Origin of the sequence: Enterocloster citroniae (assembly GCF_040545455.1) — a bacterium.
GTDB lineage: Bacteria > Bacillota > Clostridia > Lachnospirales > Lachnospiraceae > Enterocloster > Enterocloster citroniae.
Genome location: NZ_JBEPLZ010000036.1, coordinates 16,041 through 39,501, shown reverse-complemented (window position 1 = coordinate 39,501; position 23,461 = coordinate 16,041). Strand labels below are relative to the sequence as shown.

20 protein-coding genes and 1 tRNA gene are annotated in these 23,461 nt (G+C 46.3%); 10 read left to right on the top strand and 11 right to left on the bottom strand.

The features are described 5' to 3' along the window. Positions 1 to 295 precede the first annotated feature (295 nt). From ABID13_RS26480 to dnaA, 11 genes are all read right to left on the bottom strand, one after another. Positions 296 to 383, bottom strand: a tRNA-Ser gene (locus tag ABID13_RS26480). A gap of 77 nt (positions 384 to 460) precedes the next feature. Next, complete coding sequence (locus tag ABID13_RS26475) at positions 461 to 1,192, bottom strand: lysophospholipid acyltransferase family protein (RefSeq protein ID WP_007862627.1); 732 nt, start codon at positions 1,190 to 1,192, stop codon at positions 461 to 463. Positions 1,193 to 1,265: 73 nt separating this feature from the next. Then, a complete protein-coding gene (locus ABID13_RS26470) occupies positions 1,266 to 1,817 on the bottom strand; it encodes a Fe-S-containing hydro-lyase (protein ID WP_007862626.1) in 552 nt (183 codons plus the stop codon). Positions 1,818 to 1,941: 124 nt separating this feature from the next. Further along, positions 1,942 to 2,784: a fumarate hydratase gene (locus ABID13_RS26465; protein WP_045091276.1), complete on the bottom strand. Its 843-nt coding sequence runs from the start codon at positions 2,782 to 2,784 to the stop codon at positions 1,942 to 1,944. Positions 2,785 to 2,804: 20 nt separating this feature from the next. After that, positions 2,805 to 4,733, bottom strand: coding sequence for an EAL domain-containing protein (locus ABID13_RS26460; RefSeq protein WP_048929237.1), 1,929 nt, complete (start codon positions 4,731 to 4,733; stop codon positions 2,805 to 2,807). Positions 4,734 to 4,861: 128 nt separating this feature from the next. Further along, positions 4,862 to 7,408, bottom strand: coding sequence for a DNA gyrase subunit A (gene gyrA / locus ABID13_RS26455; RefSeq protein ID WP_007862623.1), 2,547 nt, complete (start codon positions 7,406 to 7,408; stop codon positions 4,862 to 4,864). A gap of 38 nt (positions 7,409 to 7,446) precedes the next feature. Continuing rightward, positions 7,447 to 9,360, bottom strand: coding sequence for a DNA topoisomerase (ATP-hydrolyzing) subunit B (gene gyrB / locus ABID13_RS26450; protein WP_007862622.1), 1,914 nt, complete (start codon positions 9,358 to 9,360; stop codon positions 7,447 to 7,449). Positions 9,361 to 9,397: 37 nt separating this feature from the next. Continuing rightward, complete coding sequence (recF, locus tag ABID13_RS26445) at positions 9,398 to 10,483, bottom strand: DNA replication/repair protein RecF (protein ID WP_045091279.1); 1,086 nt, start codon at positions 10,481 to 10,483, stop codon at positions 9,398 to 9,400. A gap of 22 nt (positions 10,484 to 10,505) precedes the next feature. Further along, on the bottom strand, positions 10,506 to 10,715 hold the full coding sequence (locus ABID13_RS26440; RefSeq protein ID WP_007862618.1) for an RNA-binding S4 domain-containing protein: 210 nt from the start codon (positions 10,713 to 10,715) through the stop codon (positions 10,506 to 10,508). A gap of 29 nt (positions 10,716 to 10,744) precedes the next feature. Next, a complete protein-coding gene (dnaN, locus tag ABID13_RS26435) occupies positions 10,745 to 11,863 on the bottom strand; it encodes a DNA polymerase III subunit beta (RefSeq protein WP_007862616.1) in 1,119 nt (372 codons plus the stop codon). Between the two features lie 279 nt (positions 11,864 to 12,142). Continuing rightward, entirely contained in the window at positions 12,143 to 13,513 is a 1,371-nt protein-coding gene (gene dnaA / locus ABID13_RS26430; RefSeq protein WP_007862614.1) for a chromosomal replication initiator protein DnaA, read from the bottom strand. A 466-nt stretch (positions 13,514 to 13,979) separates the two neighbouring features. Here dnaA and ABID13_RS26425 point away from each other — a divergent pair, with 466 nt between their 5' ends. From ABID13_RS26425 to rsmG, 10 genes are all read left to right on the top strand, one after another. Then, on the top strand, positions 13,980 to 15,377 hold the full coding sequence (locus ABID13_RS26425) for a hypothetical protein (protein ID WP_007862613.1): 1,398 nt from the start codon (positions 13,980 to 13,982) through the stop codon (positions 15,375 to 15,377). A 95-nt stretch (positions 15,378 to 15,472) separates the two neighbouring features. Then, on the top strand, positions 15,473 to 16,096 hold the full coding sequence (locus tag ABID13_RS26420) for an ECF transporter S component (protein WP_007862612.1): 624 nt from the start codon (positions 15,473 to 15,475) through the stop codon (positions 16,094 to 16,096). 216 nt (positions 16,097 to 16,312) lie between these two features. Continuing rightward, on the top strand, positions 16,313 to 16,447 hold the full coding sequence (gene rpmH, locus ABID13_RS26415) for a 50S ribosomal protein L34 (RefSeq protein ID WP_007862611.1): 135 nt from the start codon (positions 16,313 to 16,315) through the stop codon (positions 16,445 to 16,447). 89 nt (positions 16,448 to 16,536) lie between these two features. Then, a complete protein-coding gene (gene rnpA / locus ABID13_RS26410) occupies positions 16,537 to 16,881 on the top strand; it encodes a ribonuclease P protein component (RefSeq protein ID WP_045091280.1) in 345 nt (114 codons plus the stop codon). A gap of 7 nt (positions 16,882 to 16,888) precedes the next feature. Then, positions 16,889 to 17,101 (top strand): membrane protein insertion efficiency factor YidD, encoded by a 213-nt coding sequence (gene yidD / locus ABID13_RS26405; RefSeq protein ID WP_082082471.1) that lies wholly within the window; start codon positions 16,889 to 16,891, stop codon positions 17,099 to 17,101. 19 nt (positions 17,102 to 17,120) lie between these two features. Then, positions 17,121 to 18,443 (top strand): YidC/Oxa1 family membrane protein insertase, encoded by a 1,323-nt coding sequence (locus tag ABID13_RS26400; protein ID WP_048929236.1) that lies wholly within the window; start codon positions 17,121 to 17,123, stop codon positions 18,441 to 18,443. 12 nt (positions 18,444 to 18,455) lie between these two features. Beyond that, a complete protein-coding gene (jag, locus tag ABID13_RS26395; RefSeq protein WP_007862607.1) occupies positions 18,456 to 19,253 on the top strand; it encodes an RNA-binding cell elongation regulator Jag/EloR in 798 nt (265 codons plus the stop codon). A 98-nt stretch (positions 19,254 to 19,351) separates the two neighbouring features. Next, the gene (gene mnmE / locus ABID13_RS26390) at positions 19,352 to 20,731 is read left to right on the top strand and encodes a tRNA uridine-5-carboxymethylaminomethyl(34) synthesis GTPase MnmE (RefSeq protein ID WP_007862606.1); all 1,380 of its coding nucleotides are present in this window, start codon (positions 19,352 to 19,354) and stop codon (positions 20,729 to 20,731) included. A 28-nt stretch (positions 20,732 to 20,759) separates the two neighbouring features. Further along, positions 20,760 to 22,634, top strand: a complete 1,875-nt coding sequence (gene mnmG / locus ABID13_RS26385; RefSeq protein ID WP_048929274.1) for a tRNA uridine-5-carboxymethylaminomethyl(34) synthesis enzyme MnmG — start codon at positions 20,760 to 20,762, stop codon at positions 22,632 to 22,634. An 18-nt stretch (positions 22,635 to 22,652) separates the two neighbouring features. Continuing rightward, positions 22,653 to 23,411, top strand: coding sequence for a 16S rRNA (guanine(527)-N(7))-methyltransferase RsmG (gene rsmG, locus ABID13_RS26380; protein WP_048929235.1), 759 nt, complete (start codon positions 22,653 to 22,655; stop codon positions 23,409 to 23,411). Positions 23,412 to 23,461 lie beyond the last annotated feature (50 nt).

Genomic DNA, 23,461 nt, shown 5'->3' with positions numbered 1-23,461 from the left:
ATTTTCAGGGTTTTACATACTATTTAATCTTCAATTATCAAGGTTCGTTTGTTGTTGTCTTGTTCAGCAGCAACTTTTATATCTTATCACAGCTGTTTGTATTTGTCAACAACTTTTTTTACTTTTTTTAATTTGTTGTTTCAGGCCGTTTGGCCCTCTGCAAAAATCATCCGCTGTATTTTCTCCAGCGGGTATTAATCATATCATAGCTGTCGTTTGTTGTCAACAACTTTTTTTGATTAATTTTATGCCCCCAGGGCAAAACAGTAAAAAAATAATCATTTGGAAAATGGAGCGGAGAAAGAGGGATTTGAACCCTCGCGCCGGTTGCCCAGCCTACACCCTTAGCAGGGGCGCCTCTTCGGCCTCTTGAGTATTTCTCCGAATTGATATTTTCCATATGATTGCTTCTTTTGACATATTTGTCCTCAGACGCATTGACCATTATACTAGATAGAAATTAGGTTGTCAAGGTGTTTTTACCGACATTTTTATTTATTTCTTCCTGAATTCTGTCATGTACAAGATGTGCGATTTCTGAGGTCTTCATACCTATATATTGTTCCGGCAAAATAGGCTCCATGTAGTGCACCTCCACATATTCCCGGCTCAATGAGTTGATATCAAAGGGTCTGAAGGAGTTGATCAGGGCTACAGGCACAATGGGGCAGCCTGCTTTCAGCGCACTTTTAAAAGTGCCGCTTTTAAAATCCAGTATCTCATTTCCTTTGCGGCTTCGGTGCCCTTCTGCGAATATGACAAAGTTAGATCCTTCCCTAACCCGTTTTGTCACCTCCCCAATGATCCTTACCTGATCTTTAATATCACTCCGGTCCATTGCAAGGCTTCCGGTGGCGCCGATCACCTGCTTGACCAGGATCCAGCCGGAGGCTTCTTTCTTAATAACAGCAGAAAGTGGTCTTGGGCAGGTAGAAAACAGGGCCAACATATCAAACAGCCCCTGATGGTTTGGAAAAAGCATAAACCCATCCTGATCCGGAATATGTTCGATCCCGGTGGCCGTTACCGTTACCCTTCCCCTTTTAATGATCCGTCTTGTCATTCTTGCAATATAATCATAGCATTCCTTAATGGTACGTCCATCCTCAGGCCGTCCCATGCGGGCAATGGTAAACAGCCATACCGGCGCATGGAACAGATTCATAAATACCATATATATGATCCGCTTCATAGTTTCCTCTTCCCCCGGAGCGTGCAAATGGCAAAAATCAAATCCGGATATGCTCCGGTAATTTGCTCCAGTACTATATTGTACAGTACTCCTTTACTGCTGTTTCGTACAGGTTATTACCCTGACTGTCAATGACAACCACCACTGGAAAGTCCCTGATCTCCAGTTTGCAGATTGCCTCTGTCCCCAGATCTCCATATGCAATCAGTTCTGAAGAAAGAATACATTTGGACAGGATGGCCCCTGCTCCTCCCACTGCTGCAAAATACACGGACTTGTTGCGCACAATGCCGTCAATTACAGCCTGGCTCCTTTTTCCTTTTCCTATCATTGCTCCCATTCCCATATCCAGAAGCCTGGGGGTATACTTATCCATGCGGCTGGCCGTGGTGGGTCCCGCTGAACCTATGGGTCTCCCCTCCCTTGCCGGGGACGGCCCCAGATAATAGATAATATTATCTTTAATATTAAAGGGCAGTTCTTCCCCCCGGTCCAGTGTCTCGTCCATTCTCTTATGAGCCGCATCCCTGGCAGTATAAATGGTTCCTGTCAGATATACATAGTCTCCTGCCTTTAAAGAGACCGCGTCCTCTTTTGTCATCGGTACTTTGATATGCCTATCCATCATCCGGACTCCCTTTCCGTTGTAAGTAATTGTTCTAAAGTAAATGATCGTTCTAACGTAAGTAATCGTTCTAACGTAAGTGATCTCAATGAGCCAGTAATCTGCCTAAGCAGATAACTTACCCTTAAAGTACCCTGTGTACATGCCTGTTTACATGGCAGCAGATATTGACTGCAACAGGAAGACCGGCTATATGGGTGGGATATGTCTCCACATTGACAGCCAAGGCAGTGATCCTTCCCCCCAGCCCCCCGGGTCCGATCCCCAGCTTGTTCACAGTCTGAAGCATCTCCTCTTCAAGTTCCCTTACCCAGACTGTTTCAGGCTTTTCACTAATATTTCTGGTCAGGGCGTGCTTTGCCATCTCCGTACATTTTTCAAAAGTTCCGCCAATACCCACTCCGATCACCATGGGCGGACATGCATTGGGGCCCGCATCCCTGACAGCTGTCAGTATGGCGTTCTTAACACCTTCAAGCCCGTCTGCCGGTTTCAGCATAAACACACGGCTCATATTTTCACTTCCAAAGCCTTTAGGAGCCACGGTCAGATCAACCTGGTCCCCCTCCACGATCTCATAATGGATCACCGCCGGTGTATTATCCCTGGTATTGACCCGCTCAATGGGATCTCCCACCACGGATTTGCGCAGGTACCCTTCCTCATATCCCCTTCTGACACCTTCGTTCACCGCATTGGTCAGGCTTCCGCCTGTAAAATGGACCTCCTGACCGGCCTTCAGGAACACCACGGCCATTCCCGTATCCTGACAGATGGGTATCATATCCTCGTCCGCTATTCTCAGGTTTTCCTCCAGCTGTTTTAATACCTGACGTCCAAGAGGGGACTCCTCCTGGTCCACAGCCTGACAAAACACGCATTTCATGTCGGGGGCAAGCCTGTAGTTTGCCTCAATACACATTTCCCTGATCACCTGGGTAATCTGTTCGGTCTGCATTTCCCTCATTTCTTATTTTCCCTCACTTCTTAGTTTTCTTTTACTCTATGTGATATGACTGCCAGAAACTCATCCTCAGGCATAGGTTTTCCGTAATAATATCCCTGTATGCTGTCCGCTCCAAACATACGGAGCATTTCCGCCTGTTCCTTTTCCTCCACACCCTCGGCAATTACCTTAAGGCCCATGCGTTCAAAACTCTGTATCATACTCTTTACCAGAAGCTCTGCCCTGGAATCACCGGGCAGGCCATTGAGCAGGCTTTTATCCAGCTTGATATACTCAAAGGGCAGGGACAGGACGCAGGAAATGTTAGAATACCCTGTTCCAAAGTCATCCAGGTAAAAATGGATCCCATTTTCGGTCAACTGTTCCATCATCCGCTTCATGTGATCCATGTCCTGAAGCAGTACGCGCTCTGTTATCTCTATCTTCAGCCGGTCCGGAGTCAGATGATATTCATCCAGGTACTGTTTAATCCTCTCCGTCAGGCCACGGTCCTCAAACTGCTGCATGGAAAGGTTGATGGAAATGGACCTGATATGGCTGGGAACCCTCTGCAGAAATGAACACACTTCCTCCAGAACGATCCAACTCAACTCATCGATCATTCCCTTTTCTTCCGCAAGGGGAATAAATTCAGACGGAGGAACCGGATTTCCCTCATAATCCGTCAGGCGCAGCAATGCCTCTGCGGAAGAGAAATTCCCCTGTTCAAAACTGTAAACCGGCTGATACCATACCCTGAACCGTTTCTGCTCAATGGACTGCTGCATGATATCCAGGATCTGTTTGCGCCTGGCAAGGTGCTCCAGAAGAACACGGTCAATACACTGTATTCCCTGTATACTTTCCTTGGCGGCTTTTACCCCGTACTCCAGGAACTCAAACATCTGGGTCGGGCTCCAATCCTGGCCCTGGTATATGATATCTGTGAAAAAGGCCGGAATTTGACTGGAGATTTGTCCCAGTTTCCACGGTTTTTCAAATCGGGACCTGATCACAGCCAGATTCTTAAAGGCTGTTTTTTCTGAGGCATAGGGGAGCAGCACGGCAAACTCCACATTGGCAAACCGGAATGCCTTAGCCTGTGGTAGGATGGAATCCATCTCCTTTGCAATCTCATAGAGAAATTCGTCCCCTTTATTGTGGCTGAATTTCTGATTGATCACGGCAAACTGTTTCAGGGTCACAAGCACCACCTGAAAATTTTGCCGGCCGGCCATGCGCAGGGTCACTTCCTGGAAAAAGCTGTTTCTGTTTCCCACGGCGGTCAGGCTGTCCCTCTCATTCCAGCTGCTCTGAAAGCTGACAAACATAACCATGTCAGTGATCGCTGCAAACATGCCGTTGAGCAGAAGATCGGGATATGTATGCTGAAACAGGATCAATGCCAATGCAATGGGAGGCATGGTCCGTATAAGTCTGACCACGGACCGGCTCACGCTCTTCCTGTTTCGCACATAACAGACCAGCAGCATGACCATCTGGATACCCATGATCACGTACCCCAGCCCGTTAAGTGGCCCCCTCCGATAGATCTCCCCCTGTTCAAAATAAAAGAGGACCCCGCTTTTTACATTCCATGTCACCACGCACCAGAACATAAGGTTCAGAAGTACAACAGATGTAAGATATCTCCTCATGCATGTCTTATCATACACATGCTCCAGTATAAGGGAGGCCAGATAGGCTGCAACCACGGAACACAAAAGGACCACCTGGATAAAATAAGCGCTGTTAAATAAAAGATTGACCCAAACCGGAACCTTATCTGACAGGGAAATAACTGATACACATATAATATTCAGGATAATTGCAGCCGCTGACATCCACAGACACAGTCTGTACATGTTTCTCCTGTAATTAGCCGCCAGTCTTCTGTCATGGTAATGCAGCATTAAAAATATGATGATGATTAATGCCAGCAATTCAGCTGCCAATGACCATTTAATCATCCTTTTTCTCCTTTGTACCTTGGATCCAAGATTTCTTGAACCAGGTTAATTACATGAAAAGGCTGTCTGTCAGGACAGCCTTTTCAGTATATTCAATTTTATTTCCCTACACATTTCCTGTGCTGATTTTATACTGTCTCTTCCGGATCCGCATCTGATGGGCCTGCCTCGTCTGAGTCAGGATTTTCATCCTCGTAAAACTCCTCATCATACACATTGCTGTCCTTGGTAACGCTCTCACGCACCTTGGCAATGCTGGCTACCTTGATATCGGAATCCTGGTTAATGTTCATCAGCTTAACACCAGATGTATTCCTGCCGATCACAGAGATATCATCCACTGTCATACGGATAATAATCCCCTCCGTGGTAATGATCATGATCTCACGGCCGTCATTCACCAGCTTTGCTCCTACCAGGTTTCCTGTCTTATCCGTGCACTTATAGCAGATCACGCCTTTGCCGCCCCTGTTCTGGGCGCTGAACTCAGACGTGATGGTACGCTTGCCCATTCCGTTCTCCGAAACAACCAGCAGGCTTTCACCCTGACTTTCCATCTGCATACCGATGACCTCATCATCCTCTTCAAAACGCATGCCGATCACGCCCATGGATACACGGCCGGTGACCCTTACATCCGTTTCATTAAAGCGGATACACATCCCCTTGCGTGTTACAAGGAAGATATCCTGGGTATTGTCCGTATCCTTTACCTCTATAAGCTCATCATCCTCCCGCAAAACAATGGCCTGAAGGCCGTTCTTGCGCACATGCTCATACTCCACCATCGGTGTTTTCTTGACCATACCGTTTTTAGTTGCCATGAACAGGTATTTGTCCTCATTATATTCACGCATGGGAATGATGGCTGTTATCTTCTCATCAGGCTGCAGCTGCAGCAGGTTGATGATAGCGGTTCCCCTGGCAGTCCGTCCTGCCTCCGGAATCTCATATGCCTTTAACCTGTACACACGCCCCTTGTTGGTAAAGAACATCATAAAGTGATGGTTGGTGGTCATAAGAAGGTCCTCAATATAGTCCTCCTCAATGGTCTGCATTCCCTTGATGCCCTTGCCGCCGCGGTTCTGGCTTCTGAAATTATCCACGTCCATTCTCTTGATATAGCCCAAATGGGTCATGGCGATCACCGTGTCCTCATCCGGGATCAGGTCTTCCATGGACACGTCATCATCATATCCAATGGCAGTGCGCCTGTCATCCCCGTATTTATCGGAGATTACGGAGATCTCCTCCTTGATGACTGTGAGAAGCTTTTTCTCATCTGCCAGGATGGCCTTTAACTCCTCAATTTTTGCCTGAAGCTCCCTGTACTCGTTCTCCAGTTTCTCCCTCTCCAAACCGGTGAGTGCGCGCAGCCTCATATCCACAATGGCCTGGGACTGTGCATCGGATAAGCCGAAGCGCTCCATCAACTGGTTCTTGGCGTCAGCCACATTGGCGGAACCCCTGATGATGCGGATGACCTCGTCAATGTGATCCAGGGCGATCAGCAAGCCCTGTAAGATATGGGCCCGCTCCTCAGCCTTATTCAGATCATACTGGGTCCTTCTTCTTACAACCTCTTCCTGATGCTTCAGGTACTCATCCAACATCTGATGGATATTCAGCACCTTGGGCTCATTGTTGATCAGGGCCAGCATGATCACACCAAAGGTATCCTGAAGCTGGGTGTGTTTTAACAGCTGGTTTAAAATAACATTGGCATTCACATCCCTGCGCAGCTCGATGTTGATGCGCATACCCTCACGGTTGGACTCATCTCCGATATATGTGATTCCGTCAATTTTCTTATCTTTTACAAGGTCTGCGATCTTCTCAATGAGACGGGCCTTGTTTACCATGTAGGGAAGTTCAGTCACAATGATCCTGGACTTTCCGTTGGGCATGGTCTCTATGTTGGTAACGGCGCGCACCTTGATCTTGGCACGGCCTGTGCGGTATGCTTCCTCAATGCTTCTTCTGCCGAGGATGGTTGCACCCGTTGGGAAATCAGGTCCTTTTACAATTTCCATGATCTCTTCCAGGGTTGTCTCCCTGTCTTCCTCCACCCGATTGTCGATCATCTTAACAACGGCGCCTATGATCTCACGAAGGTTATGGGGCGGAATATTGGTAGCCATTCCAACCGCAATGCCGGATGTACCATTAACAAGAAGGTTGGGATATCTGGAGGGGAGCACAACCGGTTCCTTCTCTGTCTCATCAAAGTTGGGCACAAAGTCAACCGTGTCTTTATTGATATCGGACAGCATTTCCATGGATATCTTGCTGAGACGGGCTTCCGTATATCGCATGGCAGCAGCGCCGTCTCCGTCCACGGAACCGAAGTTTCCATGTCCGTCCACCAGCGGATAACGTGTGGACCACTCCTGGGCCATGTTTACCAATGCCCCGTAAATGGAGCTGTCGCCATGGGGATGGTATTTACCCATGGTATCACCCACGATACGCGCGCATTTACGGTGCGGCTTATCCGGACCATTGTTAAGTTCTATCATGGAGTAGAGTACACGCCTTTGTACAGGTTTTAAACCGTCCCTTACATCAGGCAGGGCCCTGGCGCTGATAACACTCATGGCATAGTCGATATAGGACTGTTCCATGGTCTTTTTAAGGTCTACTTCATGAACCTTGTCAAATACATTTGGTTCCATATTCAATCTCCTTTATGTTTACAATCGAATTGTCAAAATCAGATATCCAGGTTCTGGACGCGCTTTGCATTGGCCTCAATAAATTCCCTTCTCGGCTCAACCTGGTCACCCATCAGGGTGGTAAAGGTCAGATCGATTTCGGAGGTGGTCTCCTCATCCATGGTCACCCGCAGAAGGATCCTCCTCTCAGGATCCATGGTGGTTTCCCAAAGCTGTTCCGCATCCATCTCTCCCAAACCTTTGTAACGCTGGATCTTGTTGTTGGTATCGCGGCCGATCTCCATCATGATGGAATTCAGCTCATCATCGCTGTATGCATACCACACCTTTTTGTTTTTCTCAATCTTATATAAGGGCGGCTGTGCCAGATACACGTAGCCCTGCTTGATCAGTTCAGGCATGAACCTGTAAAGGAAGGTCAAAAGCAGGGTGCTGATGTGGGCGCCGTCCACATCAGCATCCGTCATGATGATGATCTTGTGATAACGGAGCTTTGAGATATCAAAATCCTCATGAATGCCGGTTCCGAATGCCGTGATCATTGCCTTGATCTCTGCATTGCCGTAAATACGGTCCATTCTGGCCTTTTCCACGTTCAGTATCTTACCGCGCAGAGGAAGGATGGCCTGGGTGGCGCGGGAACGTGCGGTCTTGGCAGACCCGCCGGCGGAATCTCCCTCTACGATATAGATCTCGCAGTTTTCCGGGTTCTTATCAGAGCAGTCAGCCAGCTTACCCGGAAGGGCCATTCCGTCCAGGGCGGATTTACGGCGTGTCAGGTCTCTGGCCTTTCTGGCAGCTGCACGGGCCCTCTGGGCAAGGATGGATTTCTCACACATGGCCTTTGCGATCCCGGGATTCTGCTCCAGGAAATAGGTCAGCTGCTCGCTGACAATATTGTCCACAGCAGTACGGGCTTCGCTGTTACCCAGTTTCTGCTTGGTCTGTCCCTCGAACTGAGGTTCGGCCACCTTGATACTGATAATGGCGGTCAGCCCCTCACGGATATCCTCGCCGGATAAGCTGTCCTCATTTTCCTTTAACAGCTTATTTTTCCTGGCATAGTCGTTAAATGTCTTGGTAAGGGCATTCTTAAAACCGGTGAGATGGGTTCCGCCCTCAGGAGTATTGATATTGTTAACAAATGTATAAATATTCTCAGTGTAGGAATCATTGTGCTGCATGGATACTTCCACAAACACGCCTTCCTTGGTCCCCTCGCAGTAGATCACCTGCTCATACAGGGGAGTCTTTCCCTTGTTGAGATAGGTGACAAACTCCTTGATACCGCCCTCGTAGTGGAATGTTTTCTCTTTTTTTTCTTCCCTTTCATCCCTGAGGGTGATTCTTAAATTCTTGGTGAGGAAAGCGGTCTCCCTGAGACGTATCTTCAGGGTGTCGTAGTCATACTCGGTCTCCTCAAATATCTCAGTGTCAGGCAGGAAGGTTACTTTGGTCCCATGCTGTTCAGGACCGCATTTTCCCACGATCTTTAAGGGGTAGGTTACCTTCCCCCTCTGGTATCTTTGCTGGTAAATATTTCCATCTTTAAAAACCTGTACTTCCAGCCATTCAGACAGCGCATTTACAACTGATGCACCAACCCCGTGAAGGCCGCCGGAAACCTTGTATCCGCCATTGCCGAACTTTCCCCCTGCGTGAAGGATGGTAAATACCACCTCCACAGCGGGAAGGCCGGCTTTTTTCTGGATATCTACAGGGATTCCGCGTCCGTCATCCACCACTGTGATGGAATTGTCCGAATTGATGGTAACATCAATGGAATCACAATATCCCGCCAATGCTTCATCGACCGCATTATCTACAATCTCATAAACCAGATGATGGAGTCCTCTGGCTGATGTACTGCCGATATACATGCCGGGCCGCTTTCTCACTGCCTCTAGTCCCTCCAAAATCTGAATCTGATCTGCTCCGTATTGCTCTCCCATGTTTTATATCTTCCTTTCTTTTGGGTAGTATCCTGTACTAGTTCTCGTTCTGGGCGGTTCCATCGATCACCCGGAATATTTTGTCTATATGGAATCTGTTGTTGACGAAATCATCCAGCCCCGTACAGGTGATCATGGTCTGAATATTCTGTATGGCTGAAAGCAGGTGGTTCTGCCTGCCGCTGTCCAGTTCTGACAGCACATCGTCCAACAGCAGGATGGGTTCATCCCTGCTGATCCGTTTGACCAGCTCTAACTCAGACAGCTTCAGGGACAATGCAGCGGTGCGCTGCTGGCCCTGGGAGCCGAATTTTCTGATATCGATCCCATTTACAATAAAGCTGATATCATCCCTGTGAGGACCCGACAGGGTGGTCTTTTGTTTCATGTCCTGCCCCCGGTTCCTTTTCAGGACATCGGCCAGCTGGTCCTCCTGTGTATATGGCTCATAGGAAATCTCTATCTCTTCCTTGTCACCGGAAAGACTCCGGTGGATCCCCCGGATAATCTCGTTAAGCTGGTCAATAAACTCACGGCGGAACCGGATCACCTCCCGGCCGTAATTTACCAGCTGCATGTCCCACACATCCAGGGTTTCTTCATATTCAGGCTTAAAAAACAGCTCTTTCAGCAGCTTGTTCCTCTGGAGCAGCACCTTATTGTACTGTACAAGGGAATGAACATACAGCTTGTTCAGCTGGCACAGTTCCAGATCAATAAATCTTCTTCTCTCCGATGGACCGTTTTTGATAATGTTCAGATCCTCCGGGGAAAAGAATACCACATTGGCAATTCCAAAAAGTTCACTTGCTTTCCTGATAGGCACTCCGTTAATGGCAATTCCCTTAGGCTTATTCTTTTTCAGATGCATGTCAATGCGGTATGGTACATTATTTTTTCTGATCTGTAATTTAATATGGGATTCATCCTGGTCAAACCGGATGATATCCCTGTCTTTTGCGCTTTTATGTGATTTAGATGTGCAGCAGACGTAAACAGCTTCCAGAATATTGGTCTTTCCCTGGGCATTGTCACCGTAGAGTATATTGGTTCCCTGATTAAATTCCATATGTAGTTCTTTGTAATTGCGGTAATTTTTAAGTTCTATGGATTCAATCATCATGGATGTTCTCTTTCTGCGGTCCCTATTTGGTGATCTTGATGGTCTGTCCGTCGTAGGTCACGATGTCACCGTCCACCAGCTTCTTACCGCGCTGAAAAGCGGCCTCTCCGTTTACGGATACAAGACCGTCCTCAATTGCATATTTGGCATCTACACCAGACTGGACCAGGCCGGCCGCTTTCAGCGCCTGGCCCAGTTTGATATAGTCTTCCCTCAATTTAATTATTTCCATCATTTTCCTTTCTTAGTACAAAAACCGTACTAAACCGTTGCTGCATTGAAATTAACAGGAAGAATCAGGTAAATATAATTCTCCTCATCATCCTTGATAAAGCATGGGGACTTGGGATTCATCATATAAATGTTGATCTCTTCATCGTCTATTACGCGCAGGGCATCGATCAGGAACTTTGGATTAAAACCGATCATAATGTCCTTACCGGTTTTGTGGATCATAAGGTCTGCGTTCATGGATCCGAAACTGGAGTTGAGCTTCATCTCCATGGAATTGTCACCAATGTTGATGATCAGCGGCTTTTTGTCATTTTCCCTGATCAGGATGGTGGCACGCTCAATACAGTTTAAGAACTCCTTCTTGTTCACGGATACTTTTGTCTCATAATCATTGGACAGCATCTGGTTGATCCTGAAATATTCGCCTTCGATCAGACGTGACACCACAATGGTGCTGTCAAACTCAAACAGGATATGATTGGGGCTGAAATAGATCAGGACCTCCTTTTCATTGTCACCGCCTAAGATCTTACTGACCTCGCTCAATGTCTTGCCCGGTACGATCACCTTGGTGTCCTCATAATGATCTTTTAAGCGGACCTTACGGATGGAGATACGGTGCCCGTCAAGGGATACCACTTTTAACTGGTTTTCATTGACCTCAAATAATTCCCCTGCCATCATCTTGTTGCTGTCATTGGGGGAGATGGAAAATATGGTCTGCTGGATCACTTCCTTCAGCGTGAACTGGGAAAGGCAGATATATTTGTCCTTTTCAATGTAGGGAAGGTAGGCAAATTCCTCTCCGTCACGTCCCTGGATATTAAAAACGGAGTTCTCACAGCTGATGGTAGTGTTGAATTTGTCATCAGATTCAATGGTAACGGATGCGTTCTCACTGGAGAGACGGCGTGTGATCTCGGAAAAAAGCTTAGCGTCCAGTGCGATCTTTCCATGTTCCAGGATCTCACCTTCTACTTTTGTCTCAATTCCCAGTTCCATATCATTGCCCGTAAGCTTGATCTCGCCTGTGCTGGCATCGATCAGGATACATTCCAGGATGGACATGGTTGTTTTGGAGGGTACTGCCTTCATTACAATATTAATGCCGTTTACAATGGCGTCTTTTTGAAATTTTAGCTTCATAATGTTGATAACTTCCTTTCAGATTATTTGGAGACCGAAGCTCCATCAGTAGTTGAAGATATAGATAATTTTCGTAGAAACCGTAGTAGGGGTTGTGGGTTTGTGTAAAACCCCTCGAATCCCTTGAGGATTAAGGACAAGTTCATGTGGAATGATCTGTGGAAATCATCCACCAATCCATGGTAAAACTTCAGGTTTATCCACATATGGTTAAAAATGATTCACAAGGTCTTAAAGTCCAGGCAGTTATCAACAACCTGTCCACATGAATTCCACGGCCTATTGTGGATTGATCTTCTTTTTTAGTATCTCGATGGTATTCTTAAGTGTATCATCCTTCTTAATGTCGCCTGCGATCTTCTCAGCGCCATGGATAATCGTGGTATGGTCCCTTCCTCCCAGGTATCTTCCAATGGTCTGGAGAGGGGTTTCCGTCATATTCCTGCAAAGGTACATGACAATCTGCCGTGGGTATACGATCTCCTTGTTCCTTTTTTGGGAGGAAATGTCAAGGGGAGTCAGCCCATAGTGGTCCGACACGATCTGAATGATCAGGTCAGGAGTCACCTCCCGCTGGGCATTGGGGGAAATGATATCCTTAAGCGCCTCCTCAGCCAGTTCCAATGTGATATCACATTTGTTCAGCCTGGAAAGGGCAACGATCTTGGTGAGGGCTCCTTCCAGTTCACGGATATTGGATTTGATGTTGGTGGCGATGTATTTGATCACCTCATTGTCTATATTATATCCTTCCATCTCTTCTTTTTTGCGCAGTATGGCCATTCTTGTCTCATAATCAGGAGACTGGATGTCCACGGTCAGGCCCCACTCAAAACGGGAGCGCAGGCGCTCCTCCAGGGTTTCAATTTCCTTTGGAGGTTTATCTGAGGAGATTATAATCTGCTTCTTGGACTCATATAGTGTATTAAAGGTATGGAAAAATTCTTCCTGGGTACTTTCCTTACCGATGATAAACTGGATATCATCAATGAGGAGCACATCGTTATTGCGGTACTTTTCCCTGAATTCCGTGGTGGTTATGTTGTTTTTGTTACGGATGGCATCGATCAGCTCATTGGTAAAGGTCTCCGATGTGACGTAAAGGATCTTGGAATTGGGGTTGTTTTTTAATATGAAATGTGCAATAGCATGCATTAAGTGGGTTTTTCCAAGTCCCACGCCTCCGTATATAAACAGGGGGTTGTAGATTTCTCCCGGGGATTCCGCTACGGCCAGGGCTGCTGCATGGGCCAGGTTGTTGTTGGAACCCACAACAAAGGTATCAAAGGTATACTTTGAGTTAAGGTTGGCACTCTGAATAACGTCCGGGCTTACTGCTACCGATGTTTTCTGGATCAGCTGCGGCCCTGACGGTTCTTCTTTTTCAATGATTTGTTCCTTAACTTTGAAATCCACCTCGCATTCCTGTTCAAGGAACTCCGAGATGGTCACCTTTAATAAAAATCCATATTTTTTATTAACGTATTGTAAAAAGGTTTGTTCAGGAACAATGATTATTACTGTGTTATCTTTAAAAGAATATGGCTTCAAGGGTTCCAGCCAGGTACTGTAGGAGATATTGGATATTTCGTGTTCTTCTTTTAAGGTAAGCAGGATTTTGTCCCAGTTTTCTTTGATTTTATCGATCATTTCTTGTCTCCTAAAACTGTATTGCAGAATTGCCCAATCTAAATCCATTGTATACTAAACCAAAAATTTTTTCAATGGAAAGTGTAAAATATTGTGGATAACTTTGTGTGCAGCTTGTGGAAGCACTGTGAAAGCCTTGTGGATGGAGGGTTTTTCCACAAAAACCATAAAAAAGTTAACCTGAGTTGTGCACAACCCGGAAATATATAGAAATTCTGGACTTTTTTATGAGCACTGGGGAAAAAAAAAGATAATTACACACACTTATCCACAACTTATCAACAATTTGTGGATAAGTTTATGTAAATCCACAGACAAGGACGAAGGGGGATGTTAAAAAAAAGCTACGTTTACATGGTTTATATTGCTTAAATACCTATGATTTAGTATAATATATTAGAAACTGTTCATAAAATTTATTGTTTTTTAATAAATTTTACCAAATTCAATTAAAGGGGGATATTTTATGGAATTTATGATTGGTGTACTGCTTATCCTTACGTTCTTTGCCCTGGCCTATTATTGTGTAAAAGGCTACAACCTGATGATCGGTTTTCTGATTATTTCCGTGTTGTGGACCGTGCTGTCGCTGGCTGGTGCAGGGATATCCTCCCCGGAGTTCATTGCCGAGAATCCTGTACTCCAGTTTGGAGGGGACGGAGGCAAGGGATTGGTTGCCATTTTAAACAAGATCTATCAGGCAGCTCCTGAGGGATGGGGCACAACCCTTGTCAATGTGTGCTGGGGCGCCTGGTTTGGACGGGTTCTCATGGAGACAGGAATTGCTTCCACGCTGATCCGCAAGACAGTGGAACTTGGCGGGGATCGCCCCATCATTACCATTGTGCTTCTTAATATTGTTACGGCTTTTATATTCACTGCCATGATGGGCGCCGGACCGGTTATCGCCATCGGCGTTATCGTGCTTCCTATTCTGATGAGCCTTGGTATTCCAAAGGCCATAGCCATGTTTACATTTATGGGATCTGTTTCCGCAGGCATGTACCTAAACCCTGTGCTTCAGTTCTCACAGCTGCGCGCATTTATCCTGCCGGCTGATCAGATGCCTGAATTTTCATTTTCATGGTATGCAACCCACTGGGGATATTATGCCCTGGGGATTTCCGTGGTCACTGTTTCCCTGCTCACAGGCATTTACCTGAAGTTTGGAAAGAGGAGCCATGCATGGGCATCCCGTACCCCTAATGCACAGCCTCAGAAGGAAGCTCCCATGCTGGCCCTTCTGCTTCCCATCGTGCCCGTGGTCCTTAAGATCGCCCTGGATTTTTCAGTGATCGGCGGTTTTATCATAGCTGGTTTTGCGGCCCTGTTTTTGTGCGGAAGGATGAAAGGATCCTTTAAGGAGAACTGCCAGCTGGTTAATAAGCTGTATTATGACGGCGTGGTGGATACCGCTCCTCTGATCGGTTTCCTTTTAACCCTGCCCATGTTTAATACCTGTGCGACATATGCCTCTCCGTTCTTTAAGGAAGTCATAGGCGGAATCATGCCTACCAGTGAGTATGTGGTGTGCATCCTCTTTGCGGCATTGGCATTTTTAGGATTTTTCAGGGGTCCCTTTACCCTGTTTGGCTGCGGCGCTGCAACACTGGGAGTCCTGTCAAATGTCGGACATTTTTCAGTTCCGTTCCTGTTCTGCGTATTCTCCATTCCGGCCACGACCGTAAATGTAGGTTCCTGTATTACTCAGTCCTGGATCGCCTGGGGTCTTGCTTATACCAAGGTAGAGTCCAAGGAGTTTTTAAAGCTGTCCATTCCGTTTGCATACCTGACCTCCATCTGTCTGTACATACTGACGGCTGTCGCCATTACGGGACTGGGCGCACAGTGGTTTTTAAATTAATAATTTTACGTTGACGCCTCCTGCCAGTTGTGTTTATAATGTGGGTATGTGGCATTGTATCTTATTTATAAGAACAGTAGCAGGAGGATAAAAAATTGAATAAAAAGAAAAAAGACACTCGTTGGCTTGCAAGTGTTGCACTTATGATGGCAGTTGTCATTCTGCTGGCAAATACGCCTTTCGGAATGATACAGCTTCCGGTGATTAAGGCAACAACTGTGCATATTCCCGTTATTTTGGGAGCGATCTTGCTGGGACCTTTGGCTGGTGCGATCTTGGGAGCTGTGTTTGGCATATGCTCCATGATCAGCAATACCATGGCGCCCACTTTGCTTTCTTTTGCGTTTTCGCCGTTTATGAGCATGACCGGACTTCCCGGCGTATTAAAAGCAGTCTGGGTTTCTGTGGGATGCAGGATCATGATCGGTGTGATCGCGGGATGGCTCTGGATCCTGTTTAAAAAGGTGGGGCTTAATGGAATGGCAGCCCTTCCCATCACCGGATTCATAGGCTCCATGACCAACACGGTTTTTGTTATGGGGAGTATCTATCTTTTGTTTGCTTCCCAGTATGCCGCTGCCAAAAATGTTGCGATCGATGCCGTATGGGGACTGATCATGGTGACAGTTACCGCATCCGGTATACCGGAAGCGATCGTTGCTGCAATCCTGGTGGCAATTATAGGAAAAGTAATGCTTCGTTTTACTAAGCAGCCTTGACGTAATACTAAATATAGTAACAGAAACCGACAATGCACACATTTTATTGGGACGGCCTTAAAACCGTCCTTTTTTATAGGTTTTTTGTGGTTTTTTTATGAAAATGCACTTGACGAAGACGGATTTCTTCTATATAATTGAGTGGATGTTTAATTATACTAGTCTAAATGTGTGTTTTCACATTACCAGATAATTTTGATAGGAGGTGCCCGGATTATGAAGATGACATTTCAGCCCAAGAAGAGACAGAGAGCGAAAGTTCATGGCTTTAGAGCTAGAATGAAGACTGTAGGCGGTAGAAAAGTTATTGCTGCCAGAAGAGCAAAAGGTAGAGCCAGATTATCTGCTTAATTTTGTTTCAAGCTTAAAGCAAAAGAACGACAGGCCACAGGAACATGTGGCCTTTTCTTTTCTTAATAATTAGTTGTTAGGAGTATCGTATGAAACGATTTCCTTCCGTAAGGAAAAACAGTGAGTTCCAGAAGATTTATAAAAGTGGGACTTCTTATGCAAACAGACTTCTTGTTATGTATGTGGCGGAAAGCGGGGAAGACAGGAACCGGATCGGCATCTCGGTCAGCAAGAAAGTGGGAAACAGTGTTGTCCGCCATCACATTACCAGACTTATAAGAGAAATATTTCGTTTAAATGATCATAGATTGAAGACTGGGTTAAACATCATTGTTGTGGCCAGAGTGGCTGCAAAAACATCAGAATACAAAGATTTGGAAGGTGCTTATATGCACCTGTGCGGACTGCATCACATTTTAAGAGAATCGAAGTGAAGTGATTATGGCAAGGTTTTTGATTTTGTTGGTAAGGGGATACCAGAGATTTTTGTCTCCTCTTAAGATAAGAACTCACTGTATTTACACACCTACGTGCTCCCAATACGCCATTGAGGCACTAAAAAAGTATGGTGCGTTAAAGGGTACATGGTTGGCCTGCAAAAGGATACTGAGGTGTCATCCATTTGCAGAAGGCGGTTATGATCCAGTTCCGTAGAGATTAGGAGGTATACGTATTGAATGAGTTAGTTGGCGCAGTGGTATTGACAAAGACAGGCGGTTTTCTGGGGCCGATCGCAGATATCCTGGGGTGGATCATGGACTGGCTGTTTAAGTTTACCAGTATATTTGGTATTGAAAACATCGGTTTGTGTATTATTCTTTTTACATTGGTAACAAAGGTACTTATGATACCTCTTACCATCAAGCAGCAGCAGTCTTCCAAGCTGATGGCGGTTATGCAGCCGGAGATTTCTGCAATCCAGAAAAAGTATAAGGGCAAGGAAAATGATCAAAAGTATGCGATGATGATGCAGACGGAGATCAAGGGGGTTTATGAAAAGTACGGTACCTCCATGACCGGCGGCTGTCTTCCTCTTTTGATCCAGATGCCTATCATTTTTGCATTGTATCGTGTTATCTATAATATTCCCGCATATGTTCAGTCTGTAAGGGGATATTATGAGACTATTATCAGCAAGCTTCCAAGCGGATATCAGACCGCTCAGGCATTTACGGATCTGGCAGCAGCTCAGAAAATGCCCATTGACAAGTATGATTATACCGATGTAAACACGGTCATTGACTTATTATACAAATTTACAGGACAGCAGTGGGACACACTGGTGAATTCATTTTCGGCAGTGGGACAGGCTGTTACGGAAACCGGTGTCAGGGTGGTGGATGCCATTGAGAACATGCAGACATTTTTTGGGCTCAATATTGCATACACACCTCTTCAGGTTATCATGAACTACTTTAATAAGGTTGACGGCACCACCTTACTTACGGCCATTGCAGCTCTCTGCATTCCTCTGTTTGCGGGACTGAGCCAGTGGTACAGCACCAAGCTGATGACAGCCAACCAGCCTCAGGCCTCTGGTAAGGATGACAATCCTGCGGCAGGCATGATGAAGAGCATGAATGTAACCATGCCTCTGATGTCCGTATTCTTCTGTTTTTCATTTGCATCCGGTATCGGACTTTACTGGGTTGCACAGAGTGTATTTACTATTATTCAGCAGGTAGGGATCAATTCTTATCTTAATAAGGTGAATATTGATGACCTGGTTCAGAAGAACATTGAAAAGACCAACAAAAAGCGTGCTAAAAAAGGACTTCCTCCCACAAAGGTAGGCAATGTGGATACCATGCTTAAGAAGATGGAGGAAAAAGAGATCAAGGCTGAAAGCGCCCAGATGGCTAAAATTGCCAAGACAAAGGCAATCGTGGAGGAATCCAACAAGTATTATAATGATAATGCAAAGCCGGGCAGTCTTGCGTCAAAGGCTAATATGGTTGCCAAATACAATGAAAAGCACGATAAGGGAAAAAAATAGGAGGGGTTCTGTATGGATATGATTACAGTTACTGCTAAGACAGTAGACGATGCAGTTACAAAAGCTTTAATCGAACTTCAGACCACCAGCGATAAGCTGGAATACGAAGTGGTTGACAAAGGAAGCACCGGATTCCTGGGAATCGGTTCAAAACCAGCCATTATTCGTGCAAGGAAAAAGGAAACCATTGAGGACAGGGCCATGGATTTCCTGTCGCAGATATTTGAGGCCATGAACATGCAGGTAAATATCACGGCTGCATATAATGAGGAAGAGCAGGAACTGTCACTGAACCTGGAAGGTGATGATATGGGGATCCTGATCGGCAAGAGAGGGCAGACCCTGGATTCACTCCAGTACCTGGTAAGCCTGATCGTCAATAAGGGAACGGAAGGATATCTGAGGGTTAAACTGGATACGGAGAATTACCGTGAAAGAAGAAAGGAAACCCTGGAAACCCTGGCAAAGAATATTGCCTATAAGGTGAAGAGGACAAAACGACCGGTTTCACTGGAGCCAATGAATCCTTATGAGAGAAGGATCATTCACGCAGCGCTTCAGAATGATAAGTATGTTACTACCAGAAGTGAAGGCGAAGAGCCCTTCCGCCACGTGGTGATCGCCCTTAAGAAGGAAGCTTCTTCAGGGGACAGAAGAGGGCGTTACGACAAGAGCAAGGGTGGCCGTTACGACCGTGACCGGTCAGACAGGTCCGGCGGATATAAGGGAAATAATAACCGCCGCAGCCATTATTCTTCCAATGGTTCATCCGAAGCGTCAGATGAGACAGCTGCTGGTGATGAGGTGTAATTTGTAAGGTTTCAGATAAAAGGCTGTTGCATTAGCAATGGCCTTTTGCGCTACTTACGCGTGGGTGCCCCTTAAAGCGGTATTTGAAAGGATAGAAGATGAAGACAGATACAATTGCAGCCATAGCCACCGGAATGAGCAATTCCGGGATCGGCATTGTGAGGATCAGCGGAGATGAGGCATTTTCAGTGATCGATAAACTTTACCGGAATAAGAATGGGGACCAGGTAAAGCTGAGCAATGCCAGATCTCATACGGTCCATTACGGGTTTATTTATGATGGGGATGAGAAGGTGGATGAAGCCCTTGTACTGGTCATGAAGGGGCCTCACAGTTATACGGCCGAGGATACGGTGGAGATAGACTGCCATGGAGGGATCCTCATGGTTAAAAAGATCCTGGAGGCAGTGATACACGCCGGGGCAAGGACCGCACAGCCGGGTGAATTTACAAAGCGGGCATTTTTAAACGGCAGGATCGACCTGTCCCAGGCCGAGGCGGTGGCGGACGTGATTAATGCTACCAATGAATATGCATTAAAAAGTTCGGTCGGCCAGCTGAGCGGTTCGGTATCAAAACGGATCAGGGATCTAAGGGCTGGGATCTTATATCAGATTGCATTTATTGAGTCTGCTCTGGATGACCCTGAACACATTTCACTGGACGGATACAGCGCAGGGCTTAAGGGAGAACTGGAGGTCATGATCTCGCAGGTGAGAGAGCTGGTAGAGTCCGCTGATGACGGCAGGGTTATGACAGAAGGGGTGAAAACGGTGATCCTGGGAAAACCCAATGCGGGAAAGTCTTCCCTTATGAATGTGCTCCTGGGAGAGGAGAGGGCCATTGTAACTGAGATTGCCGGAACTACCAGGGACACCTTGGAAGAACATATCTATCTACAGGGTATCAGCCTGAATGTGGTGGATACGGCAGGTATACGGGACACAGAAGACGTGGTGGAAAAGATTGGGGTGGACAGGGCGCGCAGGGCTGCCAGGGATGCGGACCTGATCATATTTGTGGTGGACGGTTCCAGGCCGTTGGATGAGAGCGACAGGGAAATCCTGGAGTTTATCCGTGGCAGGAAATCCATTATACTGCTGAATAAATCAGACCTTCAGATTGTGGTGGAAAAGGATGACCTGGAGAAAATGTGTGGGCAGAAGGTGATTCCCGTGTCCGCAAAGGAAGAACAGGGGATCGGGGAGTTGGAGCTGGAGATCAGACATCTGTTTTATCACGGCGAGCTTAAGTTTAATGATCAGGTTTATATAACAAATGTGCGCCATAAGGAAGCTTTGGAGGAGGCCCTTAAAAGCCTTGAGATGGTGAGGGGAAGCATTGAGGACCAGATGCCGGAGGATTTTTATTCCATTGATCTTATGGATGCCTATGAACAGCTGGGCTTGATCATTGGTGAGGCAGTGGATGATGATCTGGTGAATGAGATATTTGCCAGGTTCTGTATGGGGAAATAGTTTTTAAATGAAAGAGGATCATGGAATTATGCCATATTTGGAAGAAACATATGATATTGTAGTTGTGGGAGCCGGACATGCCGGCTGTGAAGCATCGCTGGCCTGTGCGCGTCTGGGGCTTGAAACTATCATGTTTACGGTGAGTGTGGACAGCATTGCGCTGATGCCGTGTAACCCCAATGTGGGTGGCAGTTCCAAGGGACATCTGGTACGGGAACTGGACGCTTTGGGCGGAGAGATGGGAAAGAATATTGACAAGTCTTTTATCCAGTCGAAAATGCTCAATGAATCCAAGGGACCGGCTGTCCATTCCCTGCGGGCTCAAGCCGATAAACAGGATTACAGCAGACAGATGAGAAAGACCCTGGAACAGACGGATCATCTTACCATACGTCAGGCTGAGGTGTCTGAAATAGTGGTGGAGGATGGAAAGATACAGGGAGTACGTACATTTTCCGGCGCTCTGTACAGGGCGAAATGCGTGATCCTCTGTACGGGAACCTATCTGAAGGCAAGATGTATCTATGGGGATGTGAGCAATCCTACAGGTCCCAATGGGCTGCAGGCAGCTAACCATCTTACAGATTCCCTGAAGGCTAATGGTATTGAGATGTTCCGGTTTAAGACAGGGACTCCTGCCAGGGTAGATAAAAAGAGCATTGACTTCTCAAAGATGGAGGAGCAGTTTGGGGATGAGAGAGTGGTGCCGTTTTCATTTTCCACGGATCCGGAAAGTGTCCAAAAGGAGCAGGTATCCTGCTGGCTGACTTATACAAATCAAGAGACTCACAGGATCATCAGAGATAATCTGGACCGTTCCCCCCTGTTTTCAGGAGCCATTGAGGGAACCGGACCAAGGTACTGTCCTTCCATTGAGGATAAGGTGGTAAAGTTTCCGGACAAGGACCGCCATCAGGTGTTTGTGGAGCCGGAAGGCCTTTATACCAGTGAAATGTACCTGGGTGGAATGAGCAGTTCCCTGCCTGAAGATGTACAGTATGCAATGTACAGAACTGTGCCGGGACTGGAGCATGTTCAGATTGTAAGGAATGCCTATGCCATTGAATATGACTGTATTAATGCCCTTCAGCTTAAACCAACACTGGAGTTTAAGAAGATATCCGGCCTTTACGCAGGCGGGCAGTTTAATGGATCCTCCGGTTATGAGGAGGCGGCTGTTCAGGGATTTATGGCTGGTGTAAATGCCGCCATGAAGATCACGGGAAGGGACCAGGTTGTTCTCAGCCGTTCCCAGGCGTATATAGGCGTGCTGATCGATGATCTGGTAACCAAGGAAAACCATGAGCCTTATAGGATGATGACATCCAGAGCTGAATACAGGCTTCTTCTCAGACAGGATAATGCTGATATAAGGCTTAGAAAAATAGGACATGACATAGGACTTGTAAGTGATAAGGAGTATGAACAGCTGATCCATAAGATGGAGGCCATTGATCTTGAAATTAAAAGGCTTGGCCGCACGGTGGTTGGATTAAATCCAAAAACCCGGGCATGTATGGAAAAATATGGAAGTACTCAGCTGAAGTCAGGAATCACACTGGCGGAGCTGATCAAAAGGCCTGAGCTTGATTATGATAAGCTGGAGGAACTGGATGAGGAAAGACCTGAACTTGCTGCTGACGTAAGGGAGCAGGTGAATATTGAGATTAAATATGAGGGTTATATTAAACGCCAGCTTCAACAGGTAGAACAGTTCGGAAAGTTGGAAAATAAGAAACTGCCTGAGAATTTTGATTATTCTGAGGTAAACAGCCTGCGCAGGGAGGCGGTCCAGAAGCTGAATAAGGTGCAGCCCGCCACCATTGGACAGGCCTCCCGGATATCCGGTGTTTCACCGGCAGATATTTCCGTATTGCTGGTGCATTTCACGAGAAAACAGTGAGAAACAGTGAGGAGCTATATGACAGAAACATTTTTAGATCAGATGAAAAGGGAATTGGATCAGCTGGGCATCAGACTAAGTGAACATCAGATGGATCAGTTTTTCACCTATTATGAAATGCTGGTGGAGAAGAACAAGGTAATGAACCTCACTGCCATTACTGAGGAACATGAGGTTGTGACAAAACATTTTAGTGACAGCTTGTCACTTTTTGCCGTAATTCAGGAAATGGAAAAAACAGGAAAACAGGGGGTGGGCTGGTTTGAGAACAGCCGGATCATTGATGTTGGTACAGGGGCCGGTTTCCCGGGTATTCCATTAAAAATTGTTTTTCCAGGAATTCGTGTAACTCTTCTGGATTCCTTGAATAAACGAATAAAATTTCTTGAAGAAGTATGTGATGCTCTTAATTTGGAGAATGTCACATTTGTTCATGGCAGAGCCGAGGATGCGGGACGGTTGGCGGAACACCGGGAGACCTATGATCTATGTGTGTCCAGGGCAGTTGCCAATTTGGCATCTCTTTCTGAGTATTGTATGCCATTTGTTAAGGTTGGCGGATATTTTGTACCTTATAAGTCCGGGGAGATTGACGAGGAGTTGGTTCAGGCGCAAAGAGCGATTGGACTGCTGGGAGGAGAGCAAAAGATGGTTAAAAAGTTTTTGCTTCCAGGCACAGATGCTGCCAGATCCCTTGTGGTAATTGAGAAAATTAAGGCAATCTCAAAAAAGTATCCACGTAAGGCGGGAATGCCTACCAGAGAACCGTTAAAATAATTGATATAAGAAAAGAGGAAATGTTTCACGTGAAACATTTCCTCTTTTCT

Coding starts and splice junctions, on each gene's coding strand:
- ABID13_RS26475 (WP_007862627.1), bottom strand. CDS start 1,192: ATGAAGCGGATCATATATATGGTATTTATGAATCTGTTCCATGCGCCG.
- ABID13_RS26470 (WP_007862626.1), bottom strand. CDS start 1,817: ATGGATAGGCATATCAAAGTACCGATGACAAAAGAGGACGCGGTCTCT.
- ABID13_RS26465 (WP_045091276.1), bottom strand. CDS start 2,784: ATGAGGGAAATGCAGACCGAACAGATTACCCAGGTGATCAGGGAAATG.
- ABID13_RS26460 (WP_048929237.1), bottom strand. CDS start 4,733: ATGATTAAATGGTCATTGGCAGCTGAATTGCTGGCATTAATCATCATC.
- gyrA (WP_007862623.1), bottom strand. CDS start 7,408: ATGGAACCAAATGTATTTGACAAGGTTCATGAAGTAGACCTTAAAAAG.
- gyrB (WP_007862622.1), bottom strand. CDS start 9,360: ATGGGAGAGCAATACGGAGCAGATCAGATTCAGATTTTGGAGGGACTA.
- recF (WP_045091279.1), bottom strand. CDS start 10,483: ATGATGATTGAATCCATAGAACTTAAAAATTACCGCAATTACAAAGAA.
- ABID13_RS26440 (WP_007862618.1), bottom strand. CDS start 10,715: ATGGAAATAATTAAATTGAGGGAAGACTATATCAAACTGGGCCAGGCG.
- dnaN (WP_007862616.1), bottom strand. CDS start 11,863: ATGAAGCTAAAATTTCAAAAAGACGCCATTGTAAACGGCATTAATATT.
- dnaA (WP_007862614.1), bottom strand. CDS start 13,513: ATGATCGATAAAATCAAAGAAAACTGGGACAAAATCCTGCTTACCTTA.
- ABID13_RS26425 (WP_007862613.1), top strand. CDS start 13,980: ATGGAATTTATGATTGGTGTACTGCTTATCCTTACGTTCTTTGCCCTG.
- rpmH (WP_007862611.1), top strand. CDS start 16,313: ATGAAGATGACATTTCAGCCCAAGAAGAGACAGAGAGCGAAAGTTCAT.
- rnpA (WP_045091280.1), top strand. CDS start 16,537: ATGAAACGATTTCCTTCCGTAAGGAAAAACAGTGAGTTCCAGAAGATT.
- yidD (WP_082082471.1), top strand. CDS start 16,889: ATGGCAAGGTTTTTGATTTTGTTGGTAAGGGGATACCAGAGATTTTTG.
- jag (WP_007862607.1), top strand. CDS start 18,456: ATGGATATGATTACAGTTACTGCTAAGACAGTAGACGATGCAGTTACA.
- mnmE (WP_007862606.1), top strand. CDS start 19,352: ATGAAGACAGATACAATTGCAGCCATAGCCACCGGAATGAGCAATTCC.
- mnmG (WP_048929274.1), top strand. CDS start 20,760: ATGCCATATTTGGAAGAAACATATGATATTGTAGTTGTGGGAGCCGGA.
- rsmG (WP_048929235.1), top strand. CDS start 22,653: ATGACAGAAACATTTTTAGATCAGATGAAAAGGGAATTGGATCAGCTG.